We start from the raw sequence: 20,555 nt of genomic DNA on the forward strand, positions 1-20,555 counted from the left end.
GTCGCGATGTGGTTCAGGTATTCGACGCCGCCGTCGATCCGGCCGTACAGCGTCACGCTTGTCTGTGCGAACGCGGCTGCCGGCGCGGCGGCCACGATCAGCCATGCGAAATGTTTGAGTCGCAAAATGTTGCCCCCTCGGAGTCCAGACCGTCCGACACGCGCCCCATGCGCGCGCCGGCGATCCGTTTACCCGCGATCGATCGAAAAACGTCCGGGGCCCGCCGCGCAGAGCGCGAGCAGGCCGCCCGAGATCGCGATGTTCTTGTAGAAATGAATCATGTTGTTCATCTGCTCGCCGCCCGTCATCGTCCAGAAGTGGTGGCCGATGAGCGCGGTGCCGATCGTATACAGCGCAAGCAGCAGCGCGAGCGGCCGCGTCTGGAAACCGACGAGGATCGCGATGCCGGCGAACAGCTCCATCACGACGGAGATTGCCGCCGAAACGATCGGTGCAGGCGCACCCTCGCTTCCCATGAACGCGATCGTACCGGAGAAGTCGACGATCTTCTTCCAGCCGAACATCACGAACAGGATCACGAGCAGGATTCGGGACAGCAGCAGCAGCACATCGCGCTGGGAAGCGAGAAACGGTTGATTCGGTGTCATGGTGTGATCAACGAAAGCGGTGCGCGAACCGCGCGCACCGGATTGCCTGTGAACCGGAGCGGGCGACTGCCAGCCGCCCGCCCCGCTCTGCAACAACCGGCATCGGGGCCCGCCCGATGTGCTGTGCGCCTCCTCTTGTCAGTATTGACCTGCTTCGTGCCGCGTCGCGTCCGGCATCAACGCGCCTTCGCGACGTCCTGCTCGGTCACCTTCGCGGCCGGGTTGCCGAACTGGCCGGTCAGGTAGTTCGCCAGCGCGGCGATCTGCGCATCCGACAGCTCGTTGCGGAACGCGGGCATCCCGACGTCCTCGCTGCCGGCCTTGCGCTGCACGCCGTTCAGGATCACCTGCACCAGGTTCGCCGGATTCGGCGCGCCCACGGTCGAGTTGTGGAACAGCGACGGGTAATAGCCGTCCGGCGTGCCCTTTCCCTGCATCTGGTGGCACGTCGCGCAGTTGCCGAGATACAGCCGCGCCGGATCGATGCCCGACGATGCGAGCGCCACGCCGCGCAGCTTCAGCCCGTCTTCGGCCGGCTTGCCCCACGACGAGCGCGACTGCTTCGCGTCGCCGCTGGCGACGGCCGGCACCGTGCGGATATACGTCGCGATCGCGCCGATATCGGCGTCGGTCATCTTCGAAAAGCTGTGCTCGACCGCCTCGGCCATCGGGCCGGCAGCCTGCGCGAGGCCCGGCACGCTGCCGGTACGCAGGTACTGGACGAGTTGCTGCTGCGTCCAGCCGCCGATCCCCGCGTTCGGGTCGGACGTGATGTTGTAGCCGTCCCAGCCCGCGAGCACCGAACCCGACAGGAAGCTGCGGCCCGTCTCGTCAAGCGACTTCTCCTGCAGCGCGATGCCGCGCGGCGTGTGGCACGTGCTGCAGTGCGCGAGGCCCTGCACCAGGTACGCGCCGCGGTTCCACTCGGCGCTCTGCGCCGGCTTCGGCTGGTACGCGCCGTCCTTCAGGAACAGCCAGTTCCAGATCTTCAGCGGCCAGCGCATGCTCAGCAGCGCGGGAATCTCGTTCTTCGGCGGCGTCTGCTTGACCGGTTCGACACCGTGCATGAAGTACGCATACAGCGCCTGCACGTCGTCGTCGTTGATCTTCGCGTACGACACGTAAGGCATCGCCGGGTACAGGTTGTCGCCGTTCTTCGCGACGCCGTGGCGCACCGCGCGCTCGAAGTCGTCGAACGTCCAGTTGCCGATGCCGGTGTCCGGGTCCGGCGTGATGTTGCTCGTATAGATCTTGCCGAGCATCGGCACCGGCATCCCGAGGCCGCCGGCGAACGGCTTGCCGCCCTTCGCGGTGTGGCAGGCCATGCAGTCGCCCGCGACCGCGAGATATTCGCCGCGCTTGATCTGCGCGGGATCGGCCGAGTCGGCCGCGCGCACGAGGCCCGGCAGCGCGAGGCAGCCCGCGAGGAGGAAGGTGAGAGTAGATTTCCGCACGGTCAGACTTCCTTCTTCAGCGTGTCCGACATCCGCAGCGCCAGCGCCGCGATCGTCAGCGTCACGTTCACCGTACCGACGGTCGGCATCGTCGAACTGCTCGAGATGAACAGGTTCGGATGGTCGAACGTGCGGCAGTCCTTGTCGACGACCGAGTCGCGTGCATCCGCGCCCATGATCGTCGCGCCCGTGATGTGGTTGTTCGGCGCGAACTCGTCGTTGAACACGACGTCCGTGCCGCCCAGCACCTGCGCCGCGGTCGCATAGACTTCGCGCGTGTGCACGGCGCCGCGCTTCACGTAGTCGTCGATCGCATAGGTGATTTCCGGGCGCGGAATGCCGATCGCGTCGGTGGCGGTCTTGCTCGGCACGATGCGGTTCTCGGGCTGCGGCAGGATTTCGTGGAAGCAGTCGAACTGCACGTAGCGGGCCGAACGATCGCGGATCTGCGCGTCGAGCTCGTCGGACTTCATCAGCTTGCCGGCCTTGAAGATCTTCTGCGTCTCCTGGTTGATGCGCGACATGTTCGACAGATGGATCTTCTTCGCGGCTTCGGTCGCGCGGAACGGACCGTCGCGGAAACCGATCAGCGACGTCATTTCCTGCGGGCCGCGACCCGGCCACAGCTTCTCGCTCGCGTAGAACGACACGCCCGTGCCCGGGTGGTCCATCAGGTTGCGCCCGACCATGTCGGAGCTGTTCGCGACACCGTTCGGGAAGTCGCGGTTCGCCGACATCAGCAGGATCTTCGGCGTCTCGATGCCGTTCGCGGCGACTACGAAGTACTTGCCCTCGACGCGATGGTCGGCGCCCGTCTTGTCCTTGTAGATCGCGGCGACGATGCGCTTGTCCGGCCCCGTCTCGAGCTTGTACACGACCGCGCTGTCGATCAGCTTCGCGCCGGCCTGCTCGGCCTTCTCGACGTGCACGATGCCGTTGTACATCGCACCGATCGGGCAGATCGGCATGCAGTTGTTGTTCCCGCAACAGGTTGGCCGGCCGTCGTACGGACGGCTGTTGCGCGCGACCGGTTCGGTCACCACGTGGAACTTCGGGTCATGGCCGTTGAGCGCGTTCTTGATCGTCTGCTCGTTGAACGACAACGGCAGCGGCGGCATCGGATACGGCTGCTTGCGCGGCGAGTACAGGTCCTCCTCGGGGCCGGGGCCCCACACGCCGAGTTCTTCCTCCGCGCGCTGGTAGTAATGCTCGAGGTCGTCGTACTGGATCGGCCAGTCGCGACCGACGCCGTACACGGTCTTCATCTTGAAGTCATTCGGGATGAAGCGCCACGCCGACGCGGCCCAGTGCCACGTCGTGCCGCCCACCGCGCGGATGTACTGCGAGTTGAACTTGTGCTCGCCCTTCAGGACCAGGTAGTCGTTCGGCGGGCCGTATTCCGGATGCGGCGCCCACGGGCTCGACGGGTACGGCGCCATGAAGTCCGTCTTGTCGGGCTGGTTGCGGAAGCGTTCGACGATTTCCCAGCGCGGCATGCGCGGGCCTGCCTCGAGCAGGATCACCGACTTGCCGGCCATGGCGAGCTGGTGCGCGACGATCGCGCCTGCGACACCGGATCCGACAACCACGACGTCGGCTTTTTGCGTATCGGTATCGGCCATCAGGCTTGCCTCTCGATCGGTTTTTCGGCCCAGAAGCCGGGTTTGTTGGGGCAATACGAAGGAATCACAAGCGTGTCGGATACGACGCTGAACATTAATGCTTCCTCGTACGTAATCACGACGTTGTCGACAATGCCGAGATACCACGCTTCGAGAATCGACAGCGCGGCGGCCTGCTGATCGGGACTCAATGAACCGGACGCGAGCGCGCCGGCGAGTTGCGACAGACCGTCGGCGGTCTTGAACGAGCCCTTCTGCAAGGCCTGCAGGAAGCGGTCGCCGAGCACGCGGCTCAGCCCTTTCTTGCCTGTCAGTGCTTCGGAGAGCGTCATGAACGTATCGAGCGGCGCGGTGCCGGGACTATCGGCCAAGGCTCGCAACGCCAGCGAGCCGGTGAGGCCTGCCGCCGTCAGCGCCAGTGCGCCCTGCAGCCATTGACGCCGCGTGATGCCGGATGCGGCTGCGTCGCGATCGCGACGCGAGTGGGGGGTGTTGTCGTTGTGCATGTTTCCTTCTCTCGAACACCGGATTCGGGAAAACCACGCTTGATATTTCTCAAACTTTCGCGCGGCCCTGAAATGTACGCGCACAATTCGAATTGAACAATGCTTTTATAGTCCAATAAATGTTCCGCAATCCGAGATAATCGACATTTGGCTGCATTTTTGTGTCGTCGGCGCGACAATTCTGCTTCGGGATGCCGGCGTGTCGCAAGCCGGCGGCTCGCCGTCTCCATTCATCCGCTCACATGCGCGTCGGTTAGAATCGCGTGCAATCAAACAGAAAGCTTCCCTCCGAGGGCATCGAGCGATGAAGCAGCACGACAAGCACAACAACACGAATTCAACCCGTCACACCACACGGCTGCTCTGGCGCATCGGCGCGGTCACGGCGCTCGGCGCTGCCGCGGCACTGTCGCTGCATGCGGGCGCCGCACGCACGGTGAGCGTGTCGCCGCAAGGCACCGTCACCGAAGTGCGGCAAAGCGTCGTCAAGTTCGACGAACCGATGGTCGCGTTCGGTTCGGCCTCCGCGCCGAGTCCCGCACGCATGACTTGCAACGACTCCACCGCCGCACGCGGCCAGGGGCACTGGCTCGACGACAAGACGTGGGTCTACGATTTCGAAGACGACCTGCCGCCCGGCGTGCGCTGCGCCGTCGCGCTCAACGACACGCTGCGCTCGGTCGCCGGCAATGCGGTCAGCGGCCCGCGCCGCTTCACGTTTCAAACCGGCGGCCCGTTCCCTGTCACGGTACGCCCCGGCTCGCGCGAGATCGAGGAGCGCCAGGTTTTCGTGCTGAAGCTGAACGGCCCGGCCGAGCCGCGCTCCGCGCTCGCGAACATCTGGTGCGAGGCGGCCGGCATCGGCAACCGCATCCCCGTCACGGCCGCCGACGACGATACCCGCAACGCGCTGCTCGACCACTTCGGGCTGAAGAAGGACGCCGCGCGCGTGCTGACGCTGTCGTGCGCGCAGGCGCTGCCCGCGAGCGCGAAGATGCAACTCGTCTACGGCAAGGGCGTCGCGAGCCCGAGCGGCATCGCGAACGACACCGAGCGCCGCTTCGACTTCACCGTGCGCGCGCCGTTCGCCGCGAGCTTCTCGTGCGAGCGCGAAAATGCGAAGGCGCCCTGCACGCCGCTGCGTCCGCTCACGCTATCGTTCAATGCGCCGATCTCGCGCAAGAACGCCGAAGCGATCAAGCTGCGCGGTCCTGACGGTTCGCTTTCACCGACCTTCGCGGCCGACGATCACAGCGACGAAGTGACGACCGTCACGTTCAACCCGCCGCTGCCTGCGCAGGCGAACCTGACGATCGAGCTGCCGTCCGGCCTGCGCGACGTGACCGACCGCTCGCTCGCGAACGCAGACCTGTTCCCGCTCGCGACGCGCACCGCGCCGATGCCGCCGCTCGCGAAATTCTCGTCGGGCACCTTCGGGATCGTCGAGCGTTTCGCCGAACCGGATACGCCTGCGCTCGTGCCCGTCACGCTGCGCAACGTCGAGGCCGACCTGCATGTCGCGGGCCTCAACACGAGCGGCGCGCAATTCTCGAACCTGAAAGTCGACGACGACACCGCGATTCGTCAATGGATGCGCACCGTCGAGCGCTTCGACAACTGGTCGATGACGGCCGGCACGATCGACGAGCGCATCCCGGGCCTGCTCCGTCGCAAGGGCCAGCACCCCGTCTACGTGCCGCTCCAGGCCGGCGAAAAGATGCCCGCTCCGCAGAACCGTCGCATCGACGTGCGCTCGCTGTCGCTGCTCGCCGGAGAACCGGGTGCGCAGGCACTGACGTTGCCGAAGGCCGATCCGAGGGCGCTGCGTCCGTTCGAGGTCGTCGGCGTGCCGATCGAAAAACCCGGCTTCTACGTGCTCGAACTCGCGTCGCCCGCGCTCGGCCGCTCGCTGCTCGCGAAGCCGTCGAGCATGTACGTACGTACCACCGTGCTCGTCACGAACCTCGGCGTGCATCTGAAACAGGGCCGCGAGAACAACCTCGTGTGGGTCACGACGCTCGACAAGGGCAAGCCCGTGCCGAACGCGCGAATCCGCGTGTCGGATTGCAACGGCGATGAAATCGCGTCCGGCAAGACCGATGTGCACGGCCTGCTGAAGATCGACGGTGCATTCGAGCCGAAGCACGAATGCAGCCAGTCGGAACACTTCGACGACTACTTCGTGTCGGCCCGCGTCGACGATCCAAAGACGGGCCCGGACATGGCGTTCGTCAGCTCGAACTGGAACCGCGGGATCGAATCGTGGCGCTTCAACGTGCCGACCGACACCGACAGCGCGCCGACCGTGCGCGCGCATACCGTGTTCGACCGCACGCTGCTGCGTGCCGGCGAAACCGTGTCGATGAAACACTTCCTGCGCACCGAGACGCTGCAGAGCCTCGCGTTCCCGGCGCAATACCCGACGCGCGTGACGATCCGCCATCTCGGCTCCGACCAGACCTACAAGCTGCCGCTCACGTGGTCCGCCGACCACAGCGCCGACACGCGATTCACGCTGCCGCCCGCGGCGAAGCTCGGCGAATACAGCGTCTCGCTCGAAGGCGGTCCCGACGATGCACCGACCGCCAGCTACTACAGCGGCAGCTTCCGTGTCGAGGCATTCCGCCTGCCGGTGCTCAAGGGGTCGATCGGCGCGCGCGACGCGCAGAAGAGCCCGCTCGTCGCGGTCAAGGAAGCGCCGCTCGCGGTGCAGATCGACTACGTGTCGGGCGGCGGCGCATCGAACCTGCCCGTGCAGGTGTCGGCGCTGATGAAGTGGGCGTCGCCGCCGTTCGCGGATCGCTTCGAGGACTTCAGCTTCACGCCTTATCGTCCGGAGCGCAGCGACGGCAATGCCGACGACGATGCGCAGGACGGCGACAGCGCATCGGCCGCGAACAACGATCCCGACGCGACCCGGTTGATCGCGGACAAGCTGCCGCTGACGCTCGACCGCAACGGTGCCGGCACCGTCACGCTCAAGGGCCTGCCCGACGTCGACGCGCCGAAGCGCATCGCGCTCGAGGCGACGTTCGCCGACCCGAACGGCGAAGTGCAGACGATCCGCGGCGACACGATCCTGTGGCCGGCCGCGGTCGTGGCCGGCATCAAGGCCGGCCGCTGGGTGTCGGTCGGCCAGCGCGTGCCGGTGCAGGCGCTCGCGGTTGACCTGCAGGGCAAGCCGCGCGCATCGGTGGCGGTCGAGATCAAGGGCGTCGCGCACATCACGACGTCGTCGCGCAAGCGGATGGTCGGCGGCTTCTACGCATACGACAACAAGAGCGACACGCGCGACCTCGGCGTGCTGTGCTCGGGCAAGACCGACGACAAGGGCCGCATGGCCTGCGACGCGACGCTCGAACAGGCCGGCAACATCCAGTTGATCGCGGTCGCGAAGGACGGCGACGGCCGCACGTCGAATGCGTCGACGTCCGTCTGGGTCACGCGCGAGGACGAACTCTGGTTCGGCGGCGACAACACCGACCGGATCGACGTGATCCCGGAAAAGACGTCCTACGAGGCGGGCGAAACGGCCCGCTTCCAGGTTCGCATGCCGTTCCGCTATGCAACCGCACTCGTCGCGGTCGAACGCGGCGGCGTGATGGAAACGCACATCGTCGAACTCAACGGCAAGAACCCGACCGTCGACCTGAAGGTCGGCGAATCGTGGGGGCCGAACGTGTACGTGTCGGTGCTCGCGTTGCGCGGCCGAATGCGCGAAGTGCCGTGGTACTCGTTCTTCACCTGGGGCTGGAAGGCGCCGATCGAATGGGCCCGCGCGTTCTGGCGCGAAGGCCGTCACTATGAAGCGCCGACCGCGTTCGTCGATTTGTCGAAGCCCGCGTTCCGCTATGGCCTCGGGGAGATCAAGGTCGGCACGGGCGTGCATCGTCTCGGCGTGTCCGTGACGACCGACGCGACGCGGTACACGGTGCGCGGCAAGGCACAGGCGCACGTGCAGGTCACGCTGCCGAACGGCCAGCCGGCGCCAGCCGGCACGCAGATCGCGGTCGCTGCCGTCGACGAGGCGCTGCTCGAGTTGATGCCGAATAACAGCTGGGACCTGCTCGACGCGATGCTGCAGCGACGCGCGTACGGTGTCGAGACGGCCACCGCGCAGATGGAAATCGTCGGCCGCCGCCACTTCGGCCGCAAGGCCGTACCGGCCGGCGGCGGCGGCGGCAGCTCGCCGACACGCGAGCTGTTCGACACGCTGCTGCTGTGGAATCCGCGCGTGACGCTCGACGCGAACGGCAGCGCGACTGTCGAGGTGCCGCTGAACGACGCGCTCACGCGCTTCCGGATCGTCGCGATCGCGGCGGTCGGCCCCGATCGCTTCGGCACCGGCAGCACGTCGATTCGCAGCACCCAGGATCTGCAGCTGATCTCCGGGCTGCCGCCGCTCGTGCGTGAAGGCGATGCGTTCCGCGCGCAGGTCACGCTGCGCAACACGACCGACCGCGCGATGCAGGTCGTCGTGACGCCGCGCGTGACGGGCCTCGACGTCGCGCCCCAAACCGTGTCGCTCGCAGCCAATGCGGCGACGGAGGTGGCATGGACGATCACCGTGCCCGAGCAGGCGCTCGACGCGGCCGGCGCGCTGAACTGGCGCATCGAGGCGGCCGAGCAAGGTGGCAAGCGCGCGGCCGATGCGCTGGCCGTCGCGCAGAAGGTCGTGCCCGCGCTGCCGGTCACCGTGCAGCAGGCCACGCTCACGCAGGTCGACGGCACGCTGACGGTGCCCGTGTCGGCGCCGGCCGGCGCCGTCAACAACGCACAGGGCGCGCCGCGCGGCGGCATCGCCGTGTCGCTGCAGTCGAAGCTCGCGGACGGCCTGCCCGGCGTGCGACGCTGGTTCGAGCGCTATCCGTATCGCTGCCTCGAACAGCAGACGTCGCGTGCGATCGGCCTTCACGACGCCGCGCAATGGCAGGCGCTGGTTGCGCGCATGCCCGTGTACCTCGACGGCGATGGCCTCGCGAGCTACTTCCCGCCGTCGTCCGACGATGCACACACCGGCAGCCCGACGCTGTCGTCTTATCTGCTCGTGGTCGCCGACGAGGCCGCACGCCTCGACGCACGCTTCGCGCTGCCCGAAGACCTGCGCACGCAGCTCGAGGCCGGGCTCGCACGCTTCGTCGACGGCCGCATCGAGCGCAATGCGTGGGCGCCGCGCCAGGATCGCGATCTGCGCAAGCTCGCCGCGATCGAGGCGCTGTCGCGTTACGGTGCAGCGCAGGGCCGCATGCTCGGTTCGATCGAGATCGCACCGAACCAGTGGCCGACGTCGGCGGTGATCGACTATCACGCGATCCTCACGCGCGTGAAGGACATCCCGCAGCGTGACGAGAAACGCGCGCAGGTCGAGCAGATCCTGCGTGCGCGCCTCACGTATCAGGGCACGCAGCTCGTGTTCTCGACCGCGCGCGACGACGATCTGTGGTGGCTGATGACGAGCAACGAGACCAACGCCGCGCGTCTCGCGCTGGAATTCGCGGGCGACCCGGCGTGGAAGGACGAGATGCCGCGCATCGCGACCGGCCTCCTCGCGCTACAACGCCAGGGCGCATGGCAGACGACGACGTCGAACGCGCTCGGCCAGCTCGCGATCGAACGCTTTTCGCGCACCTACGAGAGCACGCCTGTGGCGGGCACGACGAAGGTCGCGCTCGGCGGCAACGAGCGCGCGATTTCCTGGTCGCAGGCGCCGGCGCCCGCCGACGTCCCCGCGTCGGCCACTGCCGCGACCCGCGCCGCCGCCGCGCGCAGCGTGCTGATGCCGTGGCCGCGTGCGGCGCAGGCGCCGGCCACGCTGTCCGTCATCCAGGACGGAACGGGCCGCCCGTGGGCGACCGTCGAAAGCCTCGCGGCCGTTGCGCTGCGCGCGCCGTTCGCGGCCGGCTACCGGATCACGAAGACGGTCACGCCCGTGTCGCCCGCCGTCAAGGGCGTGCTGACGCGCGGCGACGTCGTGCGCGTGCATCTCGACATCGATGCGCAGAGCGACATGACGTGGGTCGTCGTCAACGATCCGATCCCGTCCGGTGCGACGATCCTCGGCTCCGGCCTCGGCCGCGACTCCGAAGCCGCGACGCAGGGCGAGAAATCCCCGGACGGCGCATGGCCCGCGTTCATCGAACGCGACTTCGACGGCTACCGCGCGTATTACGACTACCTGCCGAAGGGCAAACTCTCGGTCGAATACACGGTGCGGCTGAACAACGTCGGCACCTTCGGGCTGCCGCCGACGCGCGTCGAGGCGCTGTACGCGCCGTCCGTCTACGGCCTGTGGCCGAACCCGCCGATGACCGTGAAGCCGGCCGACGCGGGCAAGTAACGAGTACGTGATGATCGATCGTGCATTGCCGCGGCCGGTGCGTTTCGCCGGCCGCGTATTCGTCGCCGTCGTGCTCGCCGCGCCGCTGGTCGCGCACGCGCTGCCCGGCTACGACGACGTGCGCCGCAACTGGCGCAGCTCTGACTGGGTGCTGCTCGCGCGCGACGGCACGCCGCTGCAGCGCACGCGCGTCGACCTCACCGAGCGGCGCGGCGACTGGGTATCGCTCGCCGACGTGTCGCCAGCGTTCCGCGAGGCGATCGTCGTGTCCGAGGACAAGCGTTTCTACGAACACAGCGGCGTCGACTGGCGCGGGATCGCCGGCGCGGCGTGGGGCAATCTGTGGAACGAGCGCACGCGCGGCGCGTCGACCGTGACGATGCAGCTCGCCGGGCTGCTCGGCGATTCGCCGCGCCGCTCGGGCCAGCGCTCGCTGCCGCAGAAGGCCACGCAGGCGATGAACGCGCTGCTGCTCGAACGCGGCTGGCGCAAGGACCAGATCCTCGAGGCCTACCTGAATCTCGTGCCGTTCCGCGGCGAGACGGTCGGGCTCGCCGCGCTGTCGCAGGTGCTGTTCGGCAAGGCGCCGTCCGGCCTCGACGCGCGTGAAGCCGCGATCGCGGCCGCGCTGGTGCGTGCTCCCAACGCGGCAAGCGCGAAGGTCGCCGAGCGTGCGTGCCGGATCCTGCGCGACATGCACGCGGAACAGGCGTGCGCGTCGCTCGACGGCTACGTGCAGCTCGTGATCGCACGCCCGGCCAACGCCGTGCGCGACGACGGCGCCGCCCTCGCCCCGCACTTCGCGCGCCGCATCGCGGCCGAGGTCAGACCGTCGCCCGGCGCACAGGTGCGCACGACGCTCGATGCGCCGCTGCAGCGCTTCGCGCGCGACACGCTGACGCGCGCGCTGACCGAGCTCAACGCGCCCGCGCACCGGCGCAACGTGCAGGACGGCGCGGTCGTCGTGATCGACAACGCGACCGGCGAGATTCGCGCATGGGTCGGTTCGTCGGGGGCGCTGTCGAGCGCGCGCGACGTCGACGCCGTGCTCGCGCCTCGCCAGGCCGGCTCGACGCTCAAGCCGTTCCTCTATGCGCAGGCGATTGACGAGAAACGGCTGACCGCCGCATCGCTGCTCGACGACGCACCGATCAACCTCGCGGCCGGTGGCGGACTCTACATTCCGCAGAACTACGACAAGGATTTCAAGGGCTGGGTGAGCGTGCGCAGCGCGCTCGGCGGCTCGCTGAACGTGCCGGCCGTGCGCACGCTCGTGCTCGTCACGCCGCACCGCTTCGCGCGCACGCTGACCGCGCTCGGCCTGCCGCTGGCGCAGGAAGGCGATTACTACGGCTTCAGCCTTGCGCTCGGCAGCGCGGACGTCACGCTGCTGTCGCTGACCAACGCGTATCGCGCGCTCGCGAACGGCGGCGTCGCGCGCAAGATCGTCGACCTGCCCGCGCCGTCGCCCGCGTCCGGCATATCGGCATCGGGGCGCACGGACAGCGGCACGCGCGTATTCAGCGAAGCGGCCAGCTTCGTCGTCACCGACATCCTCTCCGACAACAACGCGCGCGTGCGCACGTTCGGCTTCGACAATCCGCTCGCGACGCGCTTCTTCTCGGCGGTGAAGACCGGCACGAGCAAGGACATGCGCGACAACTGGACGGTGGGCTTCACGTCGCGCTATACGGTCGGCGTGTGGGTCGGCAATGCGGACGGCTCGCCAATGTGGGACGTGTCAGGGGTGACGGGCGCGTCGCCCGTATGGTCGGCCGTCGTCGGCTACCTGCACCGCGACCTGCCGAGCCGCGCGCCAGGTCCGCCGGCCGGTGTCGAAACGCGCCGCATCACGTTCGAGCGCGACGTCGAGCCGTCGCGCGACGAGTGGTTCATCGCGGGCACGGCGCTCGACACGATCCGGCTCGCGGCGCCCGTCACGCCCGGCAAGGACGGCGCGCGCGCACCGCTGACGATCGGTGCGCCGACCGACGGCACGATCTTCGCGATCGATCCGGACATTCCGCCGAAGAACCAGCGGATCTGGTTCGAGCGGTCTTCCGGGCATGCGGCGCGGTTCGCGTGGCGGCTCGACGACAAGGTGATCGGGCACGCCGACCGCCTCGCGTGGATGCCGTGGCCGGGCAGGCACCGGCTGGAACTCGTCGACGCGCGCGGCAACGTGGCGGATGCGATCGGCTTCGAGGTGCGCGGCGCGTTCGCGAAGCCGGCCGCGCGCAAGCCCTGAGTGCCCGGGCAGGCCGCTTACTGGCCGGCTGCGTTCGTCTTCGGCGGCTGATTGGAAAAGTCGACGACGGGCGCGGTCGAAATCGCGGATTCGTTCGCGACGCTGAAGTTCGGACGAGGCTGATAGCCGAAGATCCGCGCGATCACGACACCCGGGAACTGGCGGATCTGCACGTTGTACTGCTGCACCGTCTTGATGTAGCGGCCGCGCGCGACCGCGATGCGGTTTTCGGTGCCTTCGAGCTGCGTCTGCAGATCGCGAAACGCCTCGTTCGCCTTCAGTTCCGGATATCGCTCCGACACCACCATCAGCCGGCTCAGCGCGCCCGATAGTTCACCCTGCCGCTGATCGAACGCCGCCAACGCGGCGGGATCCTTTGCCATCTCCGGCGTCATCTGCACGCTGCCCACGCGCGCGCGGGCCGACGCCACCTCGGTCAGCACGCGTTCCTCGTGCGACGCGTAGCCCTTCACCGACGCGGCAAGGTTCGGCACGAGGTCGGCGCGACGCTGATACTGGTTCAGCACCTCCGACCACGCCGCGTTGACGTCCTCATCCGACGACTGGATCGCGTTGTAGCCGCAACCGGCGAGCGGCGCGAGCACGCAGCACACGAGCAGGATTCGAAACCATTTCATTGTTTGTGACTTCCGGTTGAACGCTCCGGCTGGAGCGGTAAGTTGAAAAGAAACGTTCGCGCACGCGCCGCGCACGGCGGCTACCAGCGGCCCGATGCCCCGCCGCCGCCGCTCGAGCCGCCACCGCCGGTGAATGAGTCGGACGAACTGGAACTGGAGCTGGACGAGCCCGAGCCGGACGATGGCCATTTGAAGGACGAAGACGAGGACGAGGACGTGGAGCTGGATGACGACCCATCGCTGCCCGTCAGTTTTTCGACGATCCACAGGATCGCCACCGCCACGCAAAAGACCGCCACCAGAACCTCGCCGGGCGAATATCCCATCAGATGCCCGATCCCGATCAACGCCAGCAACGTCCCGCCGATGATCGCCGTATTCTTGCGCACGCGTGCGGAGCGAACGACGCCGATGCCGAGCAGCCACGCACCGACACCGATGCTCGTCGGGACGATCGCCAGCGCACCCAGGATCGCTTCCAGATCGCCTCTGAAAATCGCGCCGACCGGCAACATCGCAGCCGGCACGATCGTCGCAACGAGGAAGCTGGCCGGCAACATCACCTGCCAGCGCAGCTTGCGCCATTCGGTGACGACACCCAGCGTGACGCCGGTCAGCCCGAGCAGCAACCAGAACAGGAAGCTCCCGACGTCGACGGGGGGAGTCTCCGGCAAGCCGTTCGACAGCCGCTTCGCATCGCCGGACGCCGCGCGCCGAGCATCCTCGTCGGGCAGAGCGCTATCCGACGCCGCCATCTGCGGCGGCGTCATCTCCCGCACCAACGCATCGACCGCATCGCTCACGCCGGCTTCGATACGCTTCTCCCGAAACGCCGGCACGATGCGCTCGCGGATGATTCGCCCTGCGACGATGTCCGGAATCGCACCTTCGAGGCCGTATCCGACCTCGATCCGCACGGTGCGATCGTTCAGTGCGGCGACCAGCAGCAGACCGTTGTCGATCTTGCTCTCGCCGAGACGCCATTTCTCGAACACCGTGGTCGCGAACTGCTCGATGGTCGCGTGGCCGGTCGACCCGACCAGCAGGATCGCCATCTGCACGCCGAGCCGGCGCTCGAGATCGGCGAGACGGTCGGTCAATTCGGACGCACAGGCGACACTGAGCACGCCCGTCATGTCGGTCACGCGGCCCGTGAGCGGCGGCGCCGCTTCGGGGTCGTGGGCGACGGGATAGGAGGCTGCGGCAGCCACGTTCGTGCAGGCCGACGGCGCACTAGCTACCGACGGAATCGCGCCATCGCCGGCGTCGGCCTCGGCGGCGATGGCCGGGACGCAAAGGAACGCCGCGCCGGCCAGCAGCGCGGCGGCCACCGCCGCGTTGCCGATGCCGGCCTTGCCGCGGATGCGCGCGGGTCGCACCGCGTCGCGGGGCGTACCTGCCATCGATGCCGGATCGCCCTCGCAATCCGGGAGGCTTGACCGCCCCATCAGTCGTTTCAGGTTCATGTCGGAAACTGCGCACCGGCTCCGTCGGGAACGGCGCGTTCTCTCGTCGTTTTTTAATCGTCCCGCAGCATAACCAATTGTGAAGGGAATCGAAAGGTTCAGGACCCGGCACGTTCGATCGCGTCCCGCCAGGAAAACGGGCAAGCACCGCCCGAATTCGAGACATAAAATAGGAGCGGCACCGCCCCGCCGGCGCCCACCGGTTGCTCCACTCGCCCAAAGGCCCGCGACCATGAACCTTCGCCACCCACGCTTCGTCCGCCCCGCGCTGGGCGCTGCCTGCGTCGTCGCCGTCGCGGCACTTGCAGGCTGCAACGGCGACGCCTGCTTCGGCGTCGATGTCTGCTTCAACAACACCAACACGCAGACCATCGCGCTGTCGGGCACGGCCGCCACGGGCGCCGCGCTCGCGAGCGCATCGGTGACGGTCAGTTGCGCGCAAGGCTCGGCGACGACGCTGACCGACGGCGGCGGCAACTACCGCGTGGCGGTGAACGCCGTGCTGCCGTGCGTAATCACCGTCGCGGCGAGCGGCACGAGCCTGCATTCGCTCGCCTACGCGGGCGGCACCTTCAACACGACGCCCGAAACCGAGTTGATGCTCGTCTATCTGGCCGCGCAACTCGGCACCAACACGGCCGGGCTGATCGGCAATTTCCAGGGGAATGCACACTTCCAGCAGGTGATGGGCAGCCCGAACCTTGTGCAGGCCGCGCAATCGGCGGTCGTGACGAATCTGCAGCAGCGCTATTCGGTCACACTGTCGACGCCGGCTTTCCTGACGACGCCATTCGTGGTCGGTCAATCGGGCGTCGACAGCGATCTTGACGCGCTGGCCAAGGCCGGCGCGATCGATTCGAACGGCATGCCGGATCCGGCCGCGGTTTCGCTGCTGGCGCAGGCGGGCGCGGCGCAACCGCTGTGAGCGGCCGGCGTGCCGTTGCGGCACGCGTTCACGCAGCCTGTATGGCTTACGCGGCTTCCCCGCTCCCGCACGCCACGCTCGCGGCCTGCTGCTGCGTCAGGTAGCGCAGCAGCTTCGTCACCATCCACACGACGATGAACGACAGCGCGACGAAGAACACCGCGAGCGGCGTCAGCACCTGCACCGACACGAAACCGGCGAGGCCCATCATCGCGGACGACACGAGCAGCAGCGCGCACCCGAGGATCGCGCTCGTCAGCCCCGCGATATGCGGAAACAGCGAATTGCCCTTGGCCATCAACGTCGGATACATCGCGCCCGCGCAGAAGCCCATCACGAGCACCGGCGTCGCGAGCGTCCACACGCGCAGGCCGACGGTCAGCGCCAGCACGAGCATCGCGACCGCCGCGACCGCCATCACGCGTGCGCCGATGCGCAGCCGCTGCTCGGCACTCGGCAGCCCGCGCCCGTGAATCCGGTTCGACAGCCCGCCGAGGAAATACATCAGTCCGATCCCGAGCGCGAGATAGCCGAAGAAGGTCGGCGGCTTGTGCAGCGTGGTCTGCACCATGAACGGCCCGACGATGTTGAACACCAGCAGGATGCTGTAGCACAACCCCTGCGCGAGGAAGCAGCTCTGGAACACCGGGCTCGCGAGCACCTTGCCCGCGTTCGCCATCAGCGTGCGCGGCTCGAGATGGACCGGTTTCGGCAAGGTCTCGCGATAGCGCCACAGCAGCGCCCACATCACCAGCGAGTACACGAGCAGGAACACGAGGCACGCGCGCCAGCCGAACCATTCCTGAAGGTGCGCGCCGATCACCGGCGCGATGATCGGCGCGAGCCCCCACGCGATCGACATGTACGTAAAAGCATGCATCAGCGCCTGGCCCGAGAACGAGTCGGTGATGATCGCCTTCGCGAGCAGGTTCGTGGTCGCGATCCCGAAGCCCTGCAGGCAGCGCGCCAGCACGAACGTCTCCAGGTTCGGCGCGCCGAGCGACAGCAGGCAGCCGATCGTGTAGATGACGAGCCCGAACGCAAGCACGCGCTTGCGCCCGTACGCATCGGCGACCGGGCCGAAGATCAGCTGGCCGAGCGCGTAGGCGGCCATGTAGCCGGACACGCTCGACTGGATCGCCTGCGGCGTCGTCGCGAACGAGCGCGCCATGTCGGGCAGCGCGGGCACGTAGATGTCGATCGCGAGCTGGCCGGCGGAGGCGAACAGGCAGATCAGGAACAACAGGAAGCGCGGCGAGTTCGATTCGCGCGCGGATGTGAGCGAGGCGTTCATGACAACCGGGAAAGGTTCGGACGGCGGCGACACGCGCCGTGCTGTTCGAACATCGAACAACGGTGCGCGGCGAAGTGCGTATTGTGCCTGTTGTTGCGCAGCGCGACAGGAATCCCATGGCGCGGGCACGGTTGAATGCCGATTTCGGCACAGTCTCCACCCGACAGGCCGGCAGCGCCCGGGCCGGAAATCAGATCTGACGCACGCTTTCGCCGCGCCAGCGAGCGGACCAGAAACGGAAACCGCCGGCATCTGCCGGCGGCTTTTCATGTGCGGTGCAATACCGCGACGACGCTTCGATCAGTATTGCGCCTGATCCGTCGGATTCCTGAACAGCTGCTTCATCTCCGGCGACAGCGGATAATTGAGGCTCACGCCCTTCGGCGGAATCGGCTGCATGAACCACTGGTCGTAGAGCTTCTCGGCCGCGCCGGAGGTCTGCATCTTCGCGATCACGCCATCGACCACGCGCTTGAACGCCGGATCGTCCTTGCGCATCATGCACGCGTAGTTTTCGTGAACGAGCGGCGTGCCCGTCACCGTGTACGCACCCGGATTGCGATCCTTCGCGATCTCGCCGTACAGCAGGGGCTCGTCCATCACGAACGCGACCGCGCGCCCCGTCGTGACGTTCATGAACGCTTCAGCGTGATCCTTCGCGCTGATGATCGTCATGTTCATCCCCTTCTCCTCGTTGAGCTTGCGCAGCAGGCGCTCGTCGGACGTGCCTGCCGTCGTCGCGACCGTCTTGCCGGCCAGGTCCGTGAAGTCCTTCACGCCCGAATCCTTGCGCGTGCTGAAGCGGATTCCGTACAGGAAAATACTGTTCGAGAACGCGGCCTGCTTCTGCCGCTCCAGCGTGTTGGTCGTCGACCCGCACTCGAAGTCGATCGTGCCGTTCTGCAGCAGCGGAATCCGGTTCTGCGACGTGATCGGGATTTCCTTCACCGTCAGGTTCGGCGTCTTCAGCTCGGCCTTGAGCGCATCGATGATGCGCGCCGCGATGTCGCGCGAATAACCGATGTTCTTCTGCTCGTTGTCCGAATACGAGAACGGCACCGACGATTCGCGGATACCCAGCGACACGATGCCCGTGTCCTTGATCTTCTTCAGCGTACCGGTGAGCGCCTGCGCATGCGCGGTGCCCGCCAGCGCGCAGGTCAGCGCGACGGCCAGCCAACGGAAGCGGCGATCCATGGTTTTCTCCTGACGAAACGTTGATCGAATCGCGATCGTACGCCTGAAAAAATTCGCGCCTCATCGGGGAAAGCGCCAAACACCATCGTCGAGGCCACGCCGCGAGTAATCGTTTCCGTGGCGCGCAAATGCGCCCGCGCCGCACGTTTCGCCCGCTCAACCGCCTGCGATCTTGCGCCGCGTGAACAGATCATCCGTTCCAAACGCGCGTTCATGCTGCAACACAGCAAGTCAATCGTTTGCGTCTCGCGCTTTTTCACCCAAAACACATTCAAGAAACCGCCTCATCCGCCGTTACCCAGTGCATGGCGCGTCGCAGCAGTTCCGTGCGCGCCCGACAAAAATCAGGTCCGGTTCACGCCGGACAGGCACGACCGCCAGCACGACGGTTATCTACGAGGATCGAGTTTCACCATGAGAGCCAAACGTTTCAATTTCGCGCTGGCCCGCTCCGCTCATGCGCGCATGCTCGCAGGCATGCTGTCTGCCGCAGCCCTGCTTCCGATCGCCGGCTGCGGGGGCGGTGGCGGCGACGGCAGCAGTCCGTCGACTTCCAATGCAGCGCCGGCCCCCTCGCCGTCACCTTCCCCGTCGACCCCGCCCGCAACCAACGGCAGCAATGCATGCGCGACGCAGCAGGCCGCCGTGCAGATGGCTGCCCAGCCGAATGCGCCGGCCGAGCCGCCGGTCGATCACCTGATCGTCAAGCTGAAGACGGTGACCGCCGCGCGCGCGATGGCGGCCCTCGACACCGGCTCGCGGCTCGACGCGGTGATCCAGCGCTCGATGACGCGCTGGACAGCACCGACGACGACCGGCGCCGCACGGACGTATGCCGCCGTGACGACGTCGCAGGCACCGCTGAACGTGCAGGTGGAGCGAACCCTGTCGGACGGCGCGGCCGTGCTGTCGATCGGCCAGCGCATCGCGTCCGGCGACGCGGCGGCGCTCGCGCAGGCATTCGCGGCTGACGGCGACGTCGACTACGCGGAACCCGATCACCCGATGAGAATCCGCGACACGCCGAGCGACCCCGCATATAGTCAGCAGTGGTATCTGTCCGACGCCAGCGTCGGCATCAACGCGCCGCCCGCATGGACGCGAACCAAGGGTGCGCCGACCGTCGTCACGGCGGTGCTCGACACCGGCTACCGGCCGCACCCCGACCTCGTCGGCAACCTGCTGCCCGGCTACAGCTTCATCTCGAACGTCAACACCAGCAACAACGGCCAGACGCGCGGCACCGATGCATCCGATCCGGGCGACTGGGTCACGCAGCAGGAACTGGACGACACCAGCGGCCCGTACTATCACTGCGCGAGCGAACCGAGCGCCAGCAGCTGGCACGGCACGCGCGTGATGGGCGTGATCGGCGCCACCGCCAACAACGGCACCGGCATCGCCGGCGTGTCGTGGCTCGGCCGGATCCTGCCGGTGCGCGTGCTCGGCAAGTGCGGCGGCACGACGAGCGACATCGCGGACGCGATGCGCTGGGCAGCCGGCATCCCGGTCGCCGGCGTGCAGGCGAACCCGAATCCCGCGAAGGTCATCAACCTGAGCCTGGGCGGCGTCGGCGCATGCAGCGCGACGTTCCAGCAGGCGATCGACGATGTGAACGCGAAGGGTGTGACCGTCGTCGTCGCGGCCGGCAACGATGGCCTGTCGACCGCGCTCGACCAGCCAGCGAACTGCCGCGGCGTGATCAGCGTCGGCGCGACCGACGCGACCGGGCGCCGCGCATCGTTCAGCAACTTCGGCTCCGACGTCGCGCTGAGCGCGCCGGGCGTCAACATCCTGTCGACGGCCAACAGCGGTACGACGACACCGGGCACGGACACGTACGGCACCGCGAGCGGCACGAGCCTCGCGACACCGCAGGTGACGGGCATCGTCGGGCTGATGCTGTCGGTAAACGGCAACCTCACGCCCGCTCAGATCCAGCAGAAGCTGCAAGGCGGCGCGCGTGCGGCGATGCTGCCGGCCAGCACGTCGTGCACCGCGCTGCCGGCCGGTTCCGGTATCGCCGATGCAGGCGCTGCTGTCACCGCGTCCATTCAGTAACCAGTACGCCGCCTCGACGCAAGCGCGCGCATGCCTGCCTGGCGTGCGCGCATTTTTTCGTCTGCGGAGCCGGCGTCGTTGCGCCGACGTATTCCAGGAATTGCCTGAAAAAAGGGCGGAAAAAGGGTTGACGCTTCGCACGACGACCCATTACCATCGCCCCCGTCTGATTACATGGAGTGTTCTGTGAACACCGATG

15 protein-coding genes are annotated in these 20,555 nt (G+C 67.5%); 5 read left to right on the forward strand and 10 right to left on the reverse strand.

Features of this window, described 5'->3' with window-relative positions:
- The 5 genes from WS75_RS33875 to WS75_RS26120 all read right to left on the reverse strand — a co-directional run.
- The coding region (locus WS75_RS33875; RefSeq protein WP_156429891.1) for a porin at positions 1–125 on the reverse strand (125 nt) is incomplete at its 3' end.
- A gap of 63 nt (positions 126–188) precedes the next feature.
- The gene (locus WS75_RS26105) at positions 189–608 is read right to left on the reverse strand and encodes a DoxX family protein (RefSeq protein WP_059684701.1); all 420 of its coding nucleotides are present in this window, start codon (positions 606–608) and stop codon (positions 189–191) included.
- A gap of 176 nt (positions 609–784) precedes the next feature.
- Complete coding sequence (locus tag WS75_RS26110; protein ID WP_059684703.1) at positions 785–2,062, reverse strand: cytochrome c; 1,278 nt, start codon at positions 2,060–2,062, stop codon at positions 785–787.
- Positions 2,063–2,064: 2 nt separating this feature from the next.
- Entirely contained in the window at positions 2,065–3,684 is a 1,620-nt protein-coding gene (locus WS75_RS26115; protein WP_059684705.1) for a GMC family oxidoreductase, read from the reverse strand.
- Positions 3,684–4,190: a sugar dehydrogenase complex small subunit gene (locus WS75_RS26120; RefSeq protein WP_059684707.1), complete on the reverse strand. Its 507-nt coding sequence runs from the start codon at positions 4,188–4,190 to the stop codon at positions 3,684–3,686. The genes WS75_RS26115 and WS75_RS26120 overlap by 1 nt, the downstream gene beginning before the upstream one ends.
- A 304-nt stretch (positions 4,191–4,494) precedes the next feature.
- On the opposite strand from WS75_RS26120, the gene WS75_RS26125 reads away from it, so the two are divergent.
- Both WS75_RS26125 and pbpC read left to right on the forward strand, forming a co-directional pair.
- Positions 4,495–10,527 (forward strand): alpha-2-macroglobulin family protein, encoded by a 6,033-nt coding sequence (locus tag WS75_RS26125; protein WP_059684709.1) that lies wholly within the window; start codon positions 4,495–4,497, stop codon positions 10,525–10,527.
- Between the two features lie 10 nt (positions 10,528–10,537).
- Complete coding sequence (gene pbpC, locus WS75_RS26130) at positions 10,538–12,775, forward strand: penicillin-binding protein 1C (protein WP_059684711.1); 2,238 nt, start codon at positions 10,538–10,540, stop codon at positions 12,773–12,775.
- A gap of 17 nt (positions 12,776–12,792) precedes the next feature.
- Here the strand turns inward: pbpC and WS75_RS26135 are convergent, their stop codons facing one another.
- Both WS75_RS26135 and WS75_RS26140 read right to left on the reverse strand, forming a co-directional pair.
- On the reverse strand, positions 12,793–13,413 hold the full coding sequence (locus WS75_RS26135; RefSeq protein WP_059684713.1) for a LemA family protein: 621 nt from the start codon (positions 13,411–13,413) through the stop codon (positions 12,793–12,795).
- Between the two features lie 80 nt (positions 13,414–13,493).
- Positions 13,494–15,023 (reverse strand): TPM domain-containing protein, encoded by a 1,530-nt coding sequence (locus WS75_RS26140; RefSeq protein ID WP_156429892.1) that lies wholly within the window; start codon positions 15,021–15,023, stop codon positions 13,494–13,496.
- Between the two features lie 88 nt (positions 15,024–15,111).
- Here WS75_RS26140 and WS75_RS26145 point away from each other — a divergent pair, with 88 nt between their 5' ends.
- A complete protein-coding gene (locus WS75_RS26145) occupies positions 15,112–15,804 on the forward strand; it encodes a hypothetical protein (protein WP_059684719.1) in 693 nt (230 codons plus the stop codon).
- Between the two features lie 46 nt (positions 15,805–15,850).
- Here WS75_RS26145 and WS75_RS26150 read toward each other — a convergent pair whose 3' ends face one another.
- Positions 15,851–17,098: a multidrug effflux MFS transporter gene (locus WS75_RS26150; RefSeq protein ID WP_059684720.1), complete on the reverse strand. Its 1,248-nt coding sequence runs from the start codon at positions 17,096–17,098 to the stop codon at positions 15,851–15,853.
- Positions 17,099–17,136: 38 nt separating this feature from the next.
- Here WS75_RS26150 and WS75_RS33880 point away from each other — a divergent pair, with 38 nt between their 5' ends.
- Positions 17,137–17,298 carry a hypothetical protein gene (locus tag WS75_RS33880; RefSeq protein WP_156429893.1) on the forward strand — a complete coding sequence of 54 codons (162 nt, stop codon included), beginning with the start codon at positions 17,137–17,139 and terminating at the stop codon, positions 17,296–17,298.
- 100 nt (positions 17,299–17,398) lie between these two features.
- On the opposite strand, the gene WS75_RS26155 is transcribed toward WS75_RS33880, so the two are convergent.
- Positions 17,399–18,295: a glutamate/aspartate ABC transporter substrate-binding protein gene (locus WS75_RS26155; RefSeq protein ID WP_059684723.1), complete on the reverse strand. Its 897-nt coding sequence runs from the start codon at positions 18,293–18,295 to the stop codon at positions 17,399–17,401.
- Positions 18,259–18,570 carry a hypothetical protein gene (locus tag WS75_RS33885; RefSeq protein WP_156429894.1) on the reverse strand — a complete coding sequence of 104 codons (312 nt, stop codon included), beginning with the start codon at positions 18,568–18,570 and terminating at the stop codon, positions 18,259–18,261. Before WS75_RS33885 ends, WS75_RS26155 begins: the two co-directional genes overlap by 37 nt.
- Before the next feature lie 139 nt (positions 18,571–18,709).
- Between WS75_RS33885 and WS75_RS26160 the strand changes: the two genes are divergently transcribed.
- On the forward strand, positions 18,710–20,356 hold the full coding sequence (locus WS75_RS26160; protein WP_059684725.1) for a S8 family peptidase: 1,647 nt from the start codon (positions 18,710–18,712) through the stop codon (positions 20,354–20,356).
- Positions 20,357–20,555: the final 199 nt, after the last annotated feature.

The organism is Burkholderia sp. FL-7-2-10-S1-D7 (assembly GCF_001524185.1).
Taxonomy (GTDB): Bacteria; Pseudomonadota; Gammaproteobacteria; order Burkholderiales; family Burkholderiaceae; genus Burkholderia; species Burkholderia diffusa.

Coding starts and splice junctions, on each gene's coding strand:
- WS75_RS26105 (WP_059684701.1), bottom strand. CDS start 608: ATGACACCGAATCAACCGTTTCTCGCTTCCCAGCGCGATGTGCTGCTG.
- WS75_RS26115 (WP_059684705.1), bottom strand. CDS start 3,684: ATGGCCGATACCGATACGCAAAAAGCCGACGTCGTGGTTGTCGGATCC.
- WS75_RS26120 (WP_059684707.1), bottom strand. CDS start 4,190: ATGCACAACGACAACACCCCCCACTCGCGTCGCGATCGCGACGCAGCC.
- WS75_RS26125 (WP_059684709.1), top strand. CDS start 4,495: ATGAAGCAGCACGACAAGCACAACAACACGAATTCAACCCGTCACACC.
- pbpC (WP_059684711.1), top strand. CDS start 10,538: ATGATCGATCGTGCATTGCCGCGGCCGGTGCGTTTCGCCGGCCGCGTA.
- WS75_RS26135 (WP_059684713.1), bottom strand. CDS start 13,413: ATGAAATGGTTTCGAATCCTGCTCGTGTGCTGCGTGCTCGCGCCGCTC.
- WS75_RS26145 (WP_059684719.1), top strand. CDS start 15,112: ATGAACCTTCGCCACCCACGCTTCGTCCGCCCCGCGCTGGGCGCTGCC.
- WS75_RS26150 (WP_059684720.1), bottom strand. CDS start 17,098: ATGAACGCCTCGCTCACATCCGCGCGCGAATCGAACTCGCCGCGCTTC.
- WS75_RS26155 (WP_059684723.1), bottom strand. CDS start 18,295: ATGGATCGCCGCTTCCGTTGGCTGGCCGTCGCGCTGACCTGCGCGCTG.
- WS75_RS26160 (WP_059684725.1), top strand. CDS start 18,710: ATGAGAGCCAAACGTTTCAATTTCGCGCTGGCCCGCTCCGCTCATGCG.